The sequence below is a fragment of the Methylobacterium cerastii genome (genome assembly GCF_022179125.1).
Taxonomy (GTDB): Bacteria; Pseudomonadota; Alphaproteobacteria; order Rhizobiales; family Beijerinckiaceae; genus Methylobacterium; species Methylobacterium cerastii.
Genome location: NZ_BPQG01000067.1, coordinates 16,059 through 29,397, shown reverse-complemented (window position 1 = coordinate 29,397; position 13,339 = coordinate 16,059). Strand labels below are relative to the sequence as shown.

The following is a 13,339-nucleotide window of genomic DNA, read 5'->3' as shown; positions in this document are numbered from 1 at the left end:
CGTTATGGGTTCACGACCTAATAGCCAAGCGAGTCGGCGTGATCATCGGCAATCCGCCATTCAAGTCGTCGCTGTCGACGCCAGGCGCCGTTCGCGCTGCCAAGGCCTTCAGGCAGAACTTGGCCGAGAAGCTCCCCAACGACCAGCTCGCCTATCTCTTTCTCGTCTCTGCGCAGGATATGCTCACAGACGGCGGGGTGATTAGCATGATTCAGCCAGCAGGCCTCCTCTACAATCTCAACTCAAAAGGGCTACGCAGACATATCTTTGGAAAATGGGACGTTCGCGAGATCTTGGACTTCGTTTCAGTCCGCGGCCTGTTCTCAAAGGGGGGTGGCGACACGCAGATCGTCGTCGTCGTCGCGCTGGCGGGTGAGCCCGAGGGCACGCGCAAAATTCTTCACGCGATTTTTCGGCGCAGCGGCAAGGCGGATGCCGAGCAGAGTTTCGACATCGACTACTATGACATGCATTGGATAGCGCGCGGTGAGGATCTGGCGGACTATCGCACGTGGCGCGCGGGATTGCTCGGCACACAGCGTGTGGTGGATCTGGTGCGGCGGCTGGCGGAGATGCGAACGCTTGGTACCTTTGCCCAGGTAAAAGGCTGGGAACGCGGCCAAGGCTTCATGCGCGGCAATCGCATTCACAAGAATTCGCATGACCATATTTGGGGCAAGCCGATGATGCCCCCCGACGCAATCGGTCCGCATGGAATCAATAGTGCCAAGGTGAAGACCGCGCCGCGTGTGCCAATTTCGGACGTGCGGTCGGAGCGGGCTTTTCAAGCCCCGCTTCTGCTCGTGCGCAAGCAGGAAAATCTTGATCAAGGTTTCTGGGACAAAGGCTATATGACTTTTGCCGACGAGATTGTCGGCTTTTCGGGCGACGACTCGGACACCCCGGACCTACTTGCGGTGTCGGACTTCATTTCAATGAACCGGAATTGCCTGTCGGCCTATGCTGCCGCGACAAGCTTTCGGTTGTTTAACAAGAAGGCCACAGCGACAAGCACAGGCGACATTTTCGACCTTCCGTTCCCTGAGTCAGGCGATCTCGGGCTGAGCGCAAGCGAGGCTATCCTTGTGCACGACATCGTCGCTTATCAGCGCGACCTGATCCGCAGGGGTGACCAATCGGTCGCGCTGAAGAGTTCTGGTCAGGCTGTACTCCCGGCTTTCAACGAAACTTTTCTCGCCGCGATTAACCACCTATACCGCGACAACCCACTCGTGGCGCACCCCAGTCAATCCTGGCCTGGGATCATCTGCCAGCCCTATTCCTTCGGCGCGGTGGAAATCGACTGGTCGGATAGCGAGACGCTGCGCGGGCGGGTTGATGCGCTAATCCGGGAACAGCGCAGTGAGAGTGTATCGGTCACGCGGATTGCCCGGATTTACGATGACAATTTGCTGTTCCTGATCAAGCCGGACCGGCTGCGCTTCTGGATGCGATCAATCCGGCTGCGCGACGCCGACGAGGTGCTCGCCGACCTTCGGGCTCAGGGTTACTAGTTCGTGCTGGCAGACGGCAGGGAAAGCAGACCGATTACCGAGGGGCTGCGGATCGGGTTGCATCAGCCCGCGACCCAGCTTCGCACGCTCGTCGCCTTTATCGCCGAGGCGCTGCCCTTTTGGCGGGATGACGAGATGCGGCCGCCGGAAACAGCCGAGGATGCGCTCTCCGATCAGCTGTGCGATTTCCTGAACGATGCCGCCCGCGCCGCCCCGGGTTTCGACGCCTTCAAATTTCAACGCGAGACGCGTGATGACATCAAAGGCGGTCGCAATCTCGACATTGCAGCCAAGCCAAGCGACTGTTCGATTTGGATCGGCGATCGCCACTATTCGCGATATGACATTCTACTCCCGATCGAATGCAAGCGGCTCCCCACCCCGGTCGCCAGGAAGCGCGATCCGCGCGAATATCTGTACAGCAACATTAGCTCCACGGGCGGGATCCAGCGGTTCAAGAGCGGCGCCCATGCCGCCAACCATGCGTTTGCCGCTATGATTGGCTATGTCCAGACTGGGAATATCCCACATTGGCAGCGCGAACTCGGCACTTGGATCGATGACTTGGCGGCGACCGCCGCACCGCTCTGGAGTCCGACGACCGACTCGAAATCGAAGACCACGACACAACCAGGCGGCGAGCCATCCTTAAGTCCCAACATACCCGCGCTAACGGTCTCAACACGATCGCAATGCGCCATCTCTGGATCGAGATGTGAGGGCGTTCCAGGCGCGATGATCGACATCGACGCACTTGGCATTAACTCTGTATGTGCATCGCCTGACCTAGACATTCAATCAGCATGCCTCTTATCGCAAGATTGCGAGTAACATCCGAAATCAGACGGTTGGCCCCTCCCACGCGGACTGTGCGGCCCCACGCCGAGCCACGACGAGCCGGCCGATGCGGACGGGTTGATTTCGCAGGCCGCGCGCCTGATATCAGCGCGGACCCCGAAATCAGCCGGCGAGCCCTTTTCGCGATGACGAGCAACGACATGCAGCACGACGACCCGCGCCAGAACACGGTCGAGGCCGGGGCCGGCGTGGCGCACGAGGCCCCGCACGACGCCCCCGAGGCGCAGGCCGCCCCGGCCGACGACAAGCTCGCGGCGCTGACCGCAGAGCGCGACGAGCTCAAGGACCGGACGCTCCGGACGCTGGCCGAGATGGAGAACCTGCGCCGCCGGACCGAGCGCGAGGTCGCCGACGGCCGCACCTACGCGGTGACGAACTTCGCCCGCGACGTGCTCAACGTCGCCGACAACATCCGCCGGGCGCTGGACAGCGTCCCGGCCGAGGCGCGGGCCTCGGCCGAGGGCGCGCTGAAGGGCCTGATCGACGGCATCGAGCTGACCGAGCGGGACCTCGCCAAGACCCTGGAGCGCCACGGCGTCAAGGTGGTCGAGCCCAAGGGCCAGCGCTTCGACCCGAACCGCCACCAGGCGATGTTCGAGGTGCCCGACCCGGAGGTGCCGGCCGGCACCGTCGTGCAGGTGGTGCAGTCCGGCTACGTCATCGGCGACCGCACCCTGCGCCCGGCCCTCGTCGGTGTCGCCAAGGGCGGCCCGAAGGCCGGCGCGCCGGCCGACGCCGCGCAGGCCTGATCCACCGCTCTATTCTCTCTGTATCAAGCAAACGAAGCCGCCGCTTCCCTCCCCCCGACGGATCTCGGGCTTGCCCGCGATCCGCACCCTGTGCGTCCAAGTCGGGCAAGCCCGACTTGGGTGCGGGGGAGGGGGAGCCGGTGATCGGGCGGCGCTGGATCGTTCGGGAGCGATGTTCCTTCCCGGGCGGCGAGGACGCGCCGCATGCGATGAGGGGACGGCCGCACCATCCTTGTGCGCGAACGCACGACGCATCGGCCGAATTCGCCCCCTCAGGGCATCCCGATGCCAGCGATGGTTGAACATTCGGAAACGCTTGGGCCATAACTTCGCCATCGGCCGGGCGCATCCCGGAACGAGTCGGCGTGGCGCGTGATGCGTCGGGGCCGGGCTCGCGGGCGCGTCGCGCTCCAGCGTCGCGCATCGGAATCGTCATGCAGGTCGTCGACGCGGTCGAGAGGGATGGGTTCGGGCAAGGGGGCGGTCAGGCCGACCTGCGCCGCAGCCGCGCGCATGCCCGCGCCCACCGCCACAGCGCCCAGGTGCGCACGCTCCGCCGGGTGCTCCCGCTCGTCGCCGGCGGCGCGGTGATCGCGCTCGGGGCCTGGCTGTTCAACCCGTTCGCGGCGGTGCTTCCCGGCGTCAGCGTCGGGCCGGTGACGCTGTCGGGCACCAAGGTGCGGATGGAGAACCCGAAGCTGTCGGGCTTCCGCAAGGGCGACCGCGGCTACGAGGTGACCGCCACGGCGGCGCTCCAGGACATGCGCAAGCCCAGCCTGATCGAGCTCGAGGCGATGCGCGGCCACGTCGCCACCGACGAGAAGGGCGGGCTCGCCTGGATCGAGGCGGCCACGGGCCTGTTCGACACGACGCGCGAAGCCCTCGACCTCAAGCAGGACATCCGGATCTGGACCGACAAGGGCGAGGAGGCGCGGCTGCAATCGGCCGCCGTCGACTTCAAGGCCGGCAGCGTGAAGTCCTCCGAGACCGTCACCGTGTCGGTGCCGAGCGGCCAGGTGGTCGCCGACGGGCTCGACGTGGTCGAGAACGGCCGGGTGATCTCCTTCATCGGCAACGTCCACACCGTGTTCCACCAGGACAAGGCCAAGGATTCCAAGGCGGACGGCAAGGTTGACGGCAAGGCCGAGCCGAAGGTGCCGCTGCGCGTCCTCACCTCCTCGGCCGAGCCGACGGACGGCCGCCCATGACCCGCCCGCTCGCGTCTGCGCGGCATTTCAGGTTCTTCGCGCTTCTCGCCGCCGCGCTCGCGTCCGCCACGCTGGCGGCCGCGCCCGCCCGGGCCGAGAAGCCGGCCGCCCCGGCCGCGGCCAAGAAGGACGCGGCCTCGCCGTTCGGCGCGATGGGCGGCGGCAAGGAGCCGATCAAGATCGACGCCGACCGCCTCGACGTGTTCGACCGCGAGAGCAAGGCGATCTTCGCCGGCAACGTCGTGGCCGTGCAGGGCGACAGCACCATCCGCTGCTCGACGATGACGGTCCACTACAAGCGCGGCAAGGACAAGGACACGAAGGACAAGGACAAGGCGAACCCGGGCGCCGAGGCCGAGGAGAAGCCGAAAGACGCCGCCAGCATGGGCGAGAACGGCATCCAGAAGGTGGATTGCGCCGGCCCGGTCACGGTGGTGCAGAAGGACCAGGTCGCCACCGGCGACAGCGCGGTGTTCGACCAGGCCGCCAAGCGCATCGTGCTCACCGGCAACGTCGTGCTGAGCCAGTGCCAGAACGTCACCCGCGGCCAGCGCCTCGTCTACGACATGAACACCGGCCGCGCGAACATGGACCCGGTGCCCGGCGGCCGCGTCTCGGCCCTGTTCGTACCGGGCGAGAAGTCCGACGCGAACAAGTCCGCCAAGGGCTGCCCCCAGCCGGCCGGCATCGCCAAAACTGCGCCGAAGCCGGCGGAGGCCGTCAAGGCGGACGCAGCCAAAGGCGAGGCCAAGACCCGGGCCCAGGCCAATTGAGCGGTTCGCTCGGCGTCTCCGGCGGACAGGCCCTCTCCCCGCACCGATCCGAGACCGCGAGCCCGCGCCCGTCCTGGCTCGGGCGGGTGCTCGGCCGCGCCAGGCCCGATGCCGTCCCGGCCGAGGTCGAGGGCGGCCCCGGCATCCTCCACGTCCGCGGCCTGCGCAAGAGCTACGGCGCGCGCACGGTGGTGCACGAGGCCGGGCTCACGGTGCGGACCGGCGAGGCGGTCGGGCTGCTCGGGCCGAACGGCGCCGGCAAGACCACGATCTTCTACATGATCACCGGGCTGGTGGCGGCCGACCGCGGCCACATCACCCTCGACGGCCTGCCGATCACCCACCTGCCGATGTACCAGCGCGCGCGCCTCGGCATCGGCTACCTGCCCCAGGAAGCCTCGATCTTCCGCGGCCTGACGGTCGAGGACAACATCCGCGCGGTGCTCGAGGTCGCGGAACCCGACCGCAAGGCGCGGGCGAAAAAGCTCGATTCGCTGCTGGAAGAGTTCGACATCGCGCGGCTGCGCAAATCCCCGTCGATCGCGCTGTCCGGCGGCGAGCGCCGCCGCTGCGAGATCGCCCGGGCGCTGGCCTCGTCGCCGACCTTCATGCTCCTCGACGAGCCCTTCGCCGGCATCGACCCGATCGCGGTCGGCGACATCCAGGACCTGGTCAAGCACCTCAAGCAGCGCGGCATCGGCGTGCTGATCACCGACCACAACGTCCGCGAGACGCTGGGCCTGATCGACCGCGCCTACATCGCCCATTCCGGCCGCATCCTCACCGAGGGCACCCCGGAGGAGATCGTCGCCAACGCCGACGCGCGGCGGCTGTATCTCGGCGAGGATTTCCGGCTTTAGGGGCGGGCCCGGCCGGGATCGGTGTCGCGAGCGGAGGACGGCCCGGCGTGGATCTGCGACGGTCCGTTTCCGGGCGGAGCCGGCAGCAGCGCATACCGCCGTCGCGCCGGCTCACGCAGCTTCCCGGACGGGGGCAGGCGCGGGGAAGGGTCTCCTACCAAGTCTCATGGGTAGGAACCCATGAGGTCCGGCGGATTGCCGCCGCCCCGCAGTCGCGGGGGCCAGACCTCGATGAGTCGGGCTCATTGAGGTCTGGTATCAGATCCTGACCGGGCGGACGTTCGACGGATCTCGGCGCCGCATCAGGATTTTTCGGTGCGCGATAACCGTTCTCGATTCCCGTCTCGAAACCGGATGCCGCTTTCGAGAGACATCGGGGGCGCCTCACGTCGGTGCCTCGGTGGTCCGAACTTTCGGGGAGGGCGGGGAGCGATCCTCGACGCTGTCGACCGCGTCGCGCGATCCGCGCCTACGTTCTCTACGCGGTTGCATGCGGTGATTTCACGCAATCATAAATAGCAACGATGGGAGCCTTCGCTCCTGCCTTGCCCGATCGTGGGTCGAGCGAGGCAGATGTGGACCGGCCCTGGTTCTTCCCGCTGATTCCGACCCTACGACACGGTCGGAGGGAGCCCAACGCGATGCTGAGATCATCCATCACGACCCTCGACGGCTATCACGGCCTCCTACCGCGCACCTGGACGCGGGACGAGACCTGCGACGAAGCCTACGTCGACGCGCAGAACGACTTCCAGGCGGCCAAGGCCCGGGCCTTCGTCCTGCCGATCGTGCGGGAGGCTCCGGTTCGGACCGTCCTGGACGTCGGCTGCGGCATGGGCGGCATGGCGGTGGCTCTCGAAACGGAGGGCTACGAGAGCTACGGCATCGACCTGCCGGGGCTGACGCGCCGCTGGTCTTCGGCCGGCCGGAGCGCCGACCGGTTCTACCTGGTCGATCCGGACGCGTTCGAGCTCCCGTTCCTCGACGGCAGCATCGACTTCGCATTCACCTTCGGCGCCATCGAGCACGTCGGCACGACCGACGGACACGCCGACCGCCGTCCCGACTGGCACGCGGTCCGCCGACAGTGGCTGCGGGAGATCTTCCGCGTCCTCTCGCCGGGTGGGCGGATGCTGATCGGCGGCCCCAACCGCGCCTTTCCGATCGACGTGGCCCACGGTCCCGACAGCCGGGCGACCGCCTGGGAGCGCTGGCTCGCGCGCCGGCTCGGCGCGACGGTCCACCGGACCTGGGGGGACAACTTTCTCTGGGCCTACCCGGACGTGCATCGCTACCTCGAGGGCCTGCCTTACGGGATGGAGGCTCGCAGCATCGGCGGGTTTCTCGACTTCTCGCGGGTTCCGGCCTTCGCGCGCCCGACGGCACGCGCCTACGTCGCCCGCATGCCCCGCTCGCTCTTGGGCACGGGGTTCAACCCGTGGGTGATGGCGCTGGTCACGCGCCGCGCCGACGGCTGAGCGGGATCCCAGGCATGCGCCGCCGGCCCATGGGGCGACGATCCCGGCCGACCTCAGAAATCGCCGCGACGGCGGCCTGCCGAGGCCTTGGCCGACGTTCGCGAGCCCGGGTGCTCAGATCGGTCCGCCGCCGCGAGCCCAGTCGCCGCTCGGGCGACGAACGGCGCCTTGCGGAAAGCGCCGACACGATCCGGGCGGTCGTACCGGGCCTCAGGTATGCGGCGCCGAGCACGAGCTCCGGCCCACAGCACGGTCGCCCTCACGCCATCGCGTCGTAGGTCGAGACCAGCCCGGCCGGGGCTGTCGCGCGCCAGGCCGCGAGCAGGGCGTCGCGCAAAAGCTCCTCCTCGCAGGCGTCGAGGTCGAGGTTGGTCCAGCCGCGGCGGCCCCAGGCGCCGTCGATGGCCGAGAACAGGTCCGGGTCGGCCTCCAGCAGGCGTGCCTGGTCCTCCGGCGACAGCCGCAGCACCAGGCGGTCCTCCTCGGTCCACAGGGTCGCGAAGACCCGGCCGCCCACGCGAAAATCCGGGTTGCCCTTGTGCGCGCCCGGAATCGCCTCCGGCAGCATCAGCGCGAGGGCGCGCACGTCGTCGGGCAGCATGTCAGGTGCCGGCGGGCGCCTGCCGGCTGCTGGGCCAGCTGCTGCCCGCATGCTCGCGGATGTCGCCGGGCTCCGACCCGGTGGCCGCGTCGCTGGCCCACTCGGCGGGCTCGGCCACCGCCTCGATCCGGTCCTCGGGGTAGCGCGCCTCCAGGAAGAGCAGCGCCTCGGCTTCCGAGGCCGCCCGCACCGTGACCAGGGGGCGCGGGCCGGATGGGGTCCGGACGTCGGCGATGAACAGGCGCGTCATGAGGATCTCGCTGGGTGAAGGCTGTGCAGGCAACGTCCGGGACGGCGATTGTGTCCGTGTCCGTGCAAGAGCGGCGTTCGACGATTGCGAGCTTCAAACAATCCATAACGCTAAGTTTTAACGTTAAGCCAGCTTTAAGACCTTGCCGGCATGGTCCGTGTTGTCAGCAGAGCCGGCACCGCAAGCTTCCGGCACATCAAAGCGTGAAGGAATTCTTATGGCCCGCTCCAAGCTCGTCGCTTTGGTGCGCACCCTGACGCTCGCGGCGAGCGTCGGCGCGCCTTCCCTCGCAGCGGCCGCCGACCTGCTGCCGCCCCCGCCCCCGCCGCCCTACGCACCGCCGATCGAAGTCGGCGGCGGCTGGTACCTGCGCGGCGACGTCGGCGCCAGCGTCTACGACCGGGCGAAGTACAGCACCTCCTACGACTACAACCCCTACCCGGATGCCAACCGCTCCTACGGCAACGAGGTCGGCGGCGGCGGCTTCGCCGGAGCGGGCGTCGGCTACCAGTTCACCCCGTTCCTGCGCGCCGACGTGACCGGCGAGTATCGCTACTCCACCGGCCTGCGCGGCAGCGAGTACTACAAGGGCTACACCGACGAGAACGGGCTCGGCTCCTACGGCATCAACAAGTCGAGCGGCCACTTCGATTCGGCCGTCGTGCTCGCCAACGCCTACTTCGACCTCGGCACCTGGTACGGCATCACGCCGTTCGTCGGCGCCGGCGCCGGCTACGCCTTCAACCACGTCTCGGGCTACGGCAGCAACGGCCAGTACACCAGCGCGTCCTACGCCTACGATTACGGCAACCCGCAATACGGCGGCGGCTGCCCCTGCGCACCCCCGACCTACAACTACGCTCCTGTCTACGACGCCAACGGCAACGTGGTCTACAACAACCAGGCCAACACCAAGTCCTACAAGGACAAGACCACCGGCAGCTTCGCCTGGGCCCTCCACGCCGGCCTCGCCTACAACGTCACCGACGCGTTCAAGGTGGAACTCGCCTACCGCTACCTGAACCTCGGCCATGCCTCGACCGGCGCCAGCTTCTCCACCTGCTGCGGCGAGGCCGGGGCCGGCGTGAAGGTCAAGGACATCGAGGCCCACGACGTGAAGATCGGCGTGCGCTACATGCTCGGCGGCCTCGTCGCCGCGCCGCTGCCGCCGCTGATGAACGACTATCAGCCGGCCCCGGGCCCGCTCGTCCGCAAGTACTGAGCCTTCGGCACGCCATCTTCGAAGCCGGCGCGGATCGCATCCGCGCCGGCTTCTTGCGTTTCGGCGCCGACGAAGACCCGAACGAATACGGTTAAGCCGTTCACAAGATTTGTGGTTTACCAGTCTTCGCAAGGTGTCCTGCGGGATGCGATGTCAGGTCTTGCGTAAGGACGTCCCCATGGCTGCGCTCGAACGCCGCTTCGCCGCCACGGCGCTGCTTCTCCTTGGGCTCGGACAAGGTCTCGGGATTAGAGCGGCCGAGGCCGCCGACCTGGCGCCCCCGCCCCCGCCGGCCGCGCCGCCGGTCGAGGTCGGCGGCGGCTGGTACCTGCGGGCCGACTTCACGGAATCGGTCTACGGGCGCCCGCACGACGACACCCGGGCGGATGCGAACGATCCCGGCATGCCGCCCCTCGTCGGCCTGCGCCTCAGCGATGCGGCCGGTGGCGGCGGTGGCGTCGGCTACCGGATCAACCCGTGGCTGCGCGTGGACGCGACCATCGACCAGCGCGGGCCCGCGCGCTACCGCGCCTACTCCTCGCGCTCGAACTTCGCCACCGGCTACAACGTCGAGGCGGCGCAGGTCTCCGCGCTGACCGGCCTCGTCAACGTCTACGCCGACCTCGGCACCTGGTGGGGGCTGACGCCCTATGTCGGCGCCGGAATCGGCTTCTCCGACATGGGCGTCGCCCGCGGCTACACCCAGACCACCTGCACGGCCGATTCCTGCGACGGCAACCCGGGCACCGGCCCGCGCACCGCCGTGACGCGCCCGAGCCGCGCCGTCGCCTCGCTGGCCTGGGCGCTCACCGGCGGCGTCTCCTATGCTGTCGGCGGCGGCTTCAGCGTGGACGCGGCCTACCGCTACGTCGACTTCGGCAACGCCAAGAGCGGGCTGGACGCCTACAACGGCGGCACGCGCCTGAAGGACCTCGCCGCCAACGAGTTCCGCCTCGGCCTGCGCTACGACCTCGGCGGCGTCGGCAGCCTCGGCGGCCTGCCGAACCTCGTCGGCGTCGGCAACACCGCCTACGGCAACTGAGCCGGGTTCTCGACGGCGATCAGGACGGGCCGCAGGACGGCCTCGGGCCGTCCGCGACTCGCCTTGCGCGGAAGGACGGCCCCCGACGACCCGCGCGGACGGCGGGCCGTCCGACGCCTCGCCGGCATCCGGTTCACGCTCGGGCATTCCCTCTTATCGCGACGGGCCGGCGGGCGACGGCCGTCATGTGTGCGCGGTGCCTCGCATCGGCACAGCATATCGGCCGCGGTGGAAACCCGACATTAAGGTTACCTCCCTATCAAGACAGAACAGGTTTCGTAGTGCGGCGGTGCTGCCGCCCCGAGGACGACCGTGATGCGTAAGACTTCCCACGCACTTCTTGCCGCCCTGAGCCTCGCCGGCCCGACCGCGGCGCGCGCCGCCGACCTCGACTACGATTTTCTGCGCGGCCCCGACTACGACCCGCCGGCCGCCGTCACGACGATCGACTGGAGCGGCGTGTATCTCGGCGGGCACGGCGGCTACAGCTCGGCCGCCCTCGGATTCCAGAAGTCGTACCAGCCGCTGATCTTCCAGCGGACGCACGACTCGACGGCCGAATCGGACTTCGGCGCCTCCAACCTGTTGACGTCCAGGTCCCGGCGCGTCGGCGACGTGAGCTTTGGCGGATACGCGGGCTATAACTTCCAATACGATGACGTCGTCGTCGGCATCGAGGTCGACTACACCAGCTTCGGGCGCGGCGGCGGGTCGTCGGATAGCATCTCCCGGATCAAGACGAACAGCCTCGGCTATCTCGAAACGGTCGGCCTGCAGGGCGCCTCGAGCACGAAGATCAACGATTTCGGAACGATCCGCGCCCGCGCCGGCTACGCGTTCGGCAACCTCCTGCCTTACGTGACGGGTGGCTTCGCGATCGGCCGCGCCCGCATCGCGGACGGTGTCTTCATTCAGGATTCCGGCTACAACGCCACCACCTTCAACGCCAACCAGGCCCTGACGACCGGCAAGCCGGCCTACGTCGAGAACTTCGGTTACCGCACCGGGACGTTCAGCCAGACCGATCCCACGACGGGCGTCCCCTACACGAACTATCTCAGCCGGTCGAAGACCAAGACGGTGGGCGGCATCGCGCTGGGCGGGGGCCTCGAATACGCGATCACGCCGAGCATCCTGCTGCGCGCCGAATACCAGTACGTGCTGTTCAACGACTTCGACGGGCACAAGGCCAACCTGAACACCGTCCGCGGCGGCGCGGCCGTCAAGTTCTGATCGGCGCTTCGCCGACCGCCTTCCCTCGCGCCGGATGACCCCGATGCCCGTTCGGACCTCGCTCCCCCTCGCCGCTCTCGCGGGCCTGCTGGCGACGCTCGCCGCCGGGCCCGCCGCGGCCCAGGGGCCGGGCTACGCCGAGGCGCCCCCGCGCTTCGCGCCGCGCCGCCTCCCGCCGCGGCCCCTGCCCGGCTTCGATCGCGGCTACGGCGTCCATGCCGGGCCGCGCGCCTACGGCCCAGTCGTGCGCGCCTACCTGCCGCGCAACGACAGCGTCCCGATGTACAACGAGCCGCCGCCGCGCTGAGGCGGCGTTCGAGTCTCACCCGTCTCGACGACGCCGCGCCGCCCCTTTTGCCGACCAGATTCAAACATCTCCGCTCCTGGCGATTCGCTTCGCGCGCATCCCCTCGCCCCGCTTGCGGGGAGAGGGCTGCGACGACCTCGTCGTCGTCGCGGCAAGGCGGCAGCCGAGGGTGAGAGGGCCGACCCGGATGAGGCTCATCCGATATCGCCCCCTCACCCCCGCTTCGGCTTCGCCTCCCGGCTGCACGACGGGGTGCGGCCGGGCCTCTCCCCGCGTGCGGGGAGAGGGGGACCCGCGCGTCATCAGCGGCCGTAGCGAAATGGCGAAAGACGGTAGCCCCTTCAGAGGGCAGTGCGCGTCGCGCAAGCCCCGTCCGTTCGCACCGCACCCTTCCACCCGCCGTCCGATCCGCTAGAGATCGGGCGTCGCGTCGCGCACGCGGTCCTCCGGCGGGAAGCGGGCGATGAAGATCCAGGGTCTCTCGGCGATCGTCACGGGCGGAGCCTCCGGGCTCGGGGCGGCGACCGCCCGGGCGCTGGCCGAGGCCGGCGCGCGGGTGGCGCTGCTCGACCTCGACGGGGCGGCCGCGCAGGCCGAGGCGGTCGGCGGGATCGGGATCGCCTGCGACGTGGCGGACGCGGCGAGCGCCGAGGCGGCGATCGCGCGGGCGGCCGAGGCGCACGGCCCCGCCCGCATCCTCGTGAACTGCGCCGGCATCGCCCCGGCCGCCCGCATCGTCGGGCGCGACGGGCCGGCCTCGCTCGAAGCCTTCGCGAAGGTGATCCAGGTCAACCTGGTCGGCTCGTTCAACCTGATGCGGCTGGTGGCGGCGGGCGCGGCCGGGCTCGACCCGCTCGAGGGCGGCGAGCGCGGGGTGATCGTCTCCACCGCCTCGATCGCCGCCTACGAGGGCCAGGTGGGACAAGCCGCCTACGCCGCCTCGAAGGCCGGCATCGTCGGGCTGACGCTGCCGGCGGCCCGCGAGCTCGCGCCGCTCGGCATCCGCGTCTGCGCCATCGCGCCCGGCATCTTCGGCACGCCGATGCTCCTCGGCCTGCCCCAGGAGGTCCAGGACAGCTTAGGGGCCGCGGTGCCCTTCCCCGCCCGCCTCGGCCGGCCGGAGGAATACGCCGACCTCGTGCTGGCGATCGTCCGCAACCCGATGCTCAACGGCGAGACCATTCGGCTCGACGGCGCGTTGCGCATGCAGGCGCGCTGAGGCTTCGCACGAATCTCAGCCTGAC

The 13,339-nt window shown here is 68.8% G+C and carries 14 protein-coding genes; 12 read left to right on the top strand and 2 right to left on the bottom strand.

The annotated features are described in order from the left end of the window. The 7 genes from MFF13_RS20025 to MFF13_RS19995 all read left to right on the top strand — a co-directional run. Positions 1 to 1,514 (top strand): Eco57I restriction-modification methylase domain-containing protein (locus tag MFF13_RS20025; protein ID WP_373322585.1); only part of this gene is annotated, 1,514 nt, incomplete at its 5' end. Between the two features lie 3 nt (positions 1,515 to 1,517). Continuing rightward, positions 1,518 to 2,345 (top strand): hypothetical protein, encoded by an 828-nt coding sequence (locus MFF13_RS20020; RefSeq protein WP_238272808.1) that lies wholly within the window; start codon positions 1,518 to 1,520, stop codon positions 2,343 to 2,345. A 152-nt stretch (positions 2,346 to 2,497) separates the two neighbouring features. Further along, positions 2,498 to 3,121 carry a nucleotide exchange factor GrpE gene (gene grpE, locus MFF13_RS20015; RefSeq protein WP_238272807.1) on the top strand — a complete coding sequence of 208 codons (624 nt, stop codon included), beginning with the start codon at positions 2,498 to 2,500 and terminating at the stop codon, positions 3,119 to 3,121. A 434-nt stretch (positions 3,122 to 3,555) separates the two neighbouring features. Then, on the top strand, positions 3,556 to 4,329 hold the full coding sequence (locus MFF13_RS20010; RefSeq protein ID WP_147764641.1) for an LPS export ABC transporter periplasmic protein LptC: 774 nt from the start codon (positions 3,556 to 3,558) through the stop codon (positions 4,327 to 4,329). Continuing rightward, the gene (locus tag MFF13_RS20005; RefSeq protein WP_147764640.1) at positions 4,326 to 5,102 is read left to right on the top strand and encodes an LptA/OstA family protein; all 777 of its coding nucleotides are present in this window, start codon (positions 4,326 to 4,328) and stop codon (positions 5,100 to 5,102) included. Before MFF13_RS20010 ends, MFF13_RS20005 begins: the two co-directional genes overlap by 4 nt. 86 nt (positions 5,103 to 5,188) lie before the next feature. Then, positions 5,189 to 5,962 (top strand): LPS export ABC transporter ATP-binding protein, encoded by a 774-nt coding sequence (gene lptB / locus MFF13_RS20000; protein ID WP_373322586.1) that lies wholly within the window; start codon positions 5,189 to 5,191, stop codon positions 5,960 to 5,962. A gap of 641 nt (positions 5,963 to 6,603) precedes the next feature. Then, entirely contained in the window at positions 6,604 to 7,440 is an 837-nt protein-coding gene (locus tag MFF13_RS19995; RefSeq protein ID WP_187273737.1) for a class I SAM-dependent methyltransferase, read from the top strand. 259 nt (positions 7,441 to 7,699) lie between these two features. On the opposite strand, the gene MFF13_RS19990 is transcribed toward MFF13_RS19995, so the two are convergent. Together MFF13_RS19990 and MFF13_RS19985 are read right to left on the bottom strand one after the other, a co-directional pair. Then, positions 7,700 to 8,041 carry an MmcQ/YjbR family DNA-binding protein gene (locus tag MFF13_RS19990; protein ID WP_147764638.1) on the bottom strand — a complete coding sequence of 114 codons (342 nt, stop codon included), beginning with the start codon at positions 8,039 to 8,041 and terminating at the stop codon, positions 7,700 to 7,702. A gap of 1 nt (position 8,042) precedes the next feature. Then, the gene (locus tag MFF13_RS19985) at positions 8,043 to 8,291 is read right to left on the bottom strand and encodes a hypothetical protein (RefSeq protein WP_147764637.1); all 249 of its coding nucleotides are present in this window, start codon (positions 8,289 to 8,291) and stop codon (positions 8,043 to 8,045) included. 217 nt (positions 8,292 to 8,508) lie between these two features. On the opposite strand from MFF13_RS19985, the gene MFF13_RS19980 reads away from it, so the two are divergent. From MFF13_RS19980 to MFF13_RS19960, 5 genes are all read left to right on the top strand, one after another. Continuing rightward, on the top strand, positions 8,509 to 9,513 hold the full coding sequence (locus MFF13_RS19980) for an outer membrane protein (protein WP_147764636.1): 1,005 nt from the start codon (positions 8,509 to 8,511) through the stop codon (positions 9,511 to 9,513). Positions 9,514 to 9,691: 178 nt separating this feature from the next. Further along, positions 9,692 to 10,555 (top strand): outer membrane protein, encoded by an 864-nt coding sequence (locus MFF13_RS19975; RefSeq protein ID WP_147753840.1) that lies wholly within the window; start codon positions 9,692 to 9,694, stop codon positions 10,553 to 10,555. A gap of 315 nt (positions 10,556 to 10,870) precedes the next feature. Beyond that, the gene (locus MFF13_RS19970) at positions 10,871 to 11,788 is read left to right on the top strand and encodes an outer membrane protein (RefSeq protein ID WP_147753841.1); all 918 of its coding nucleotides are present in this window, start codon (positions 10,871 to 10,873) and stop codon (positions 11,786 to 11,788) included. Positions 11,789 to 11,831: 43 nt separating this feature from the next. Further along, positions 11,832 to 12,095, top strand: coding sequence for a hypothetical protein (locus MFF13_RS19965; RefSeq protein WP_147764635.1), 264 nt, complete (start codon positions 11,832 to 11,834; stop codon positions 12,093 to 12,095). Between the two features lie 463 nt (positions 12,096 to 12,558). After that, positions 12,559 to 13,314: an SDR family NAD(P)-dependent oxidoreductase gene (locus tag MFF13_RS19960; protein WP_147764634.1), complete on the top strand. Its 756-nt coding sequence runs from the start codon at positions 12,559 to 12,561 to the stop codon at positions 13,312 to 13,314. The last annotated feature ends 25 nt before the right edge of the window (positions 13,315 to 13,339 follow it).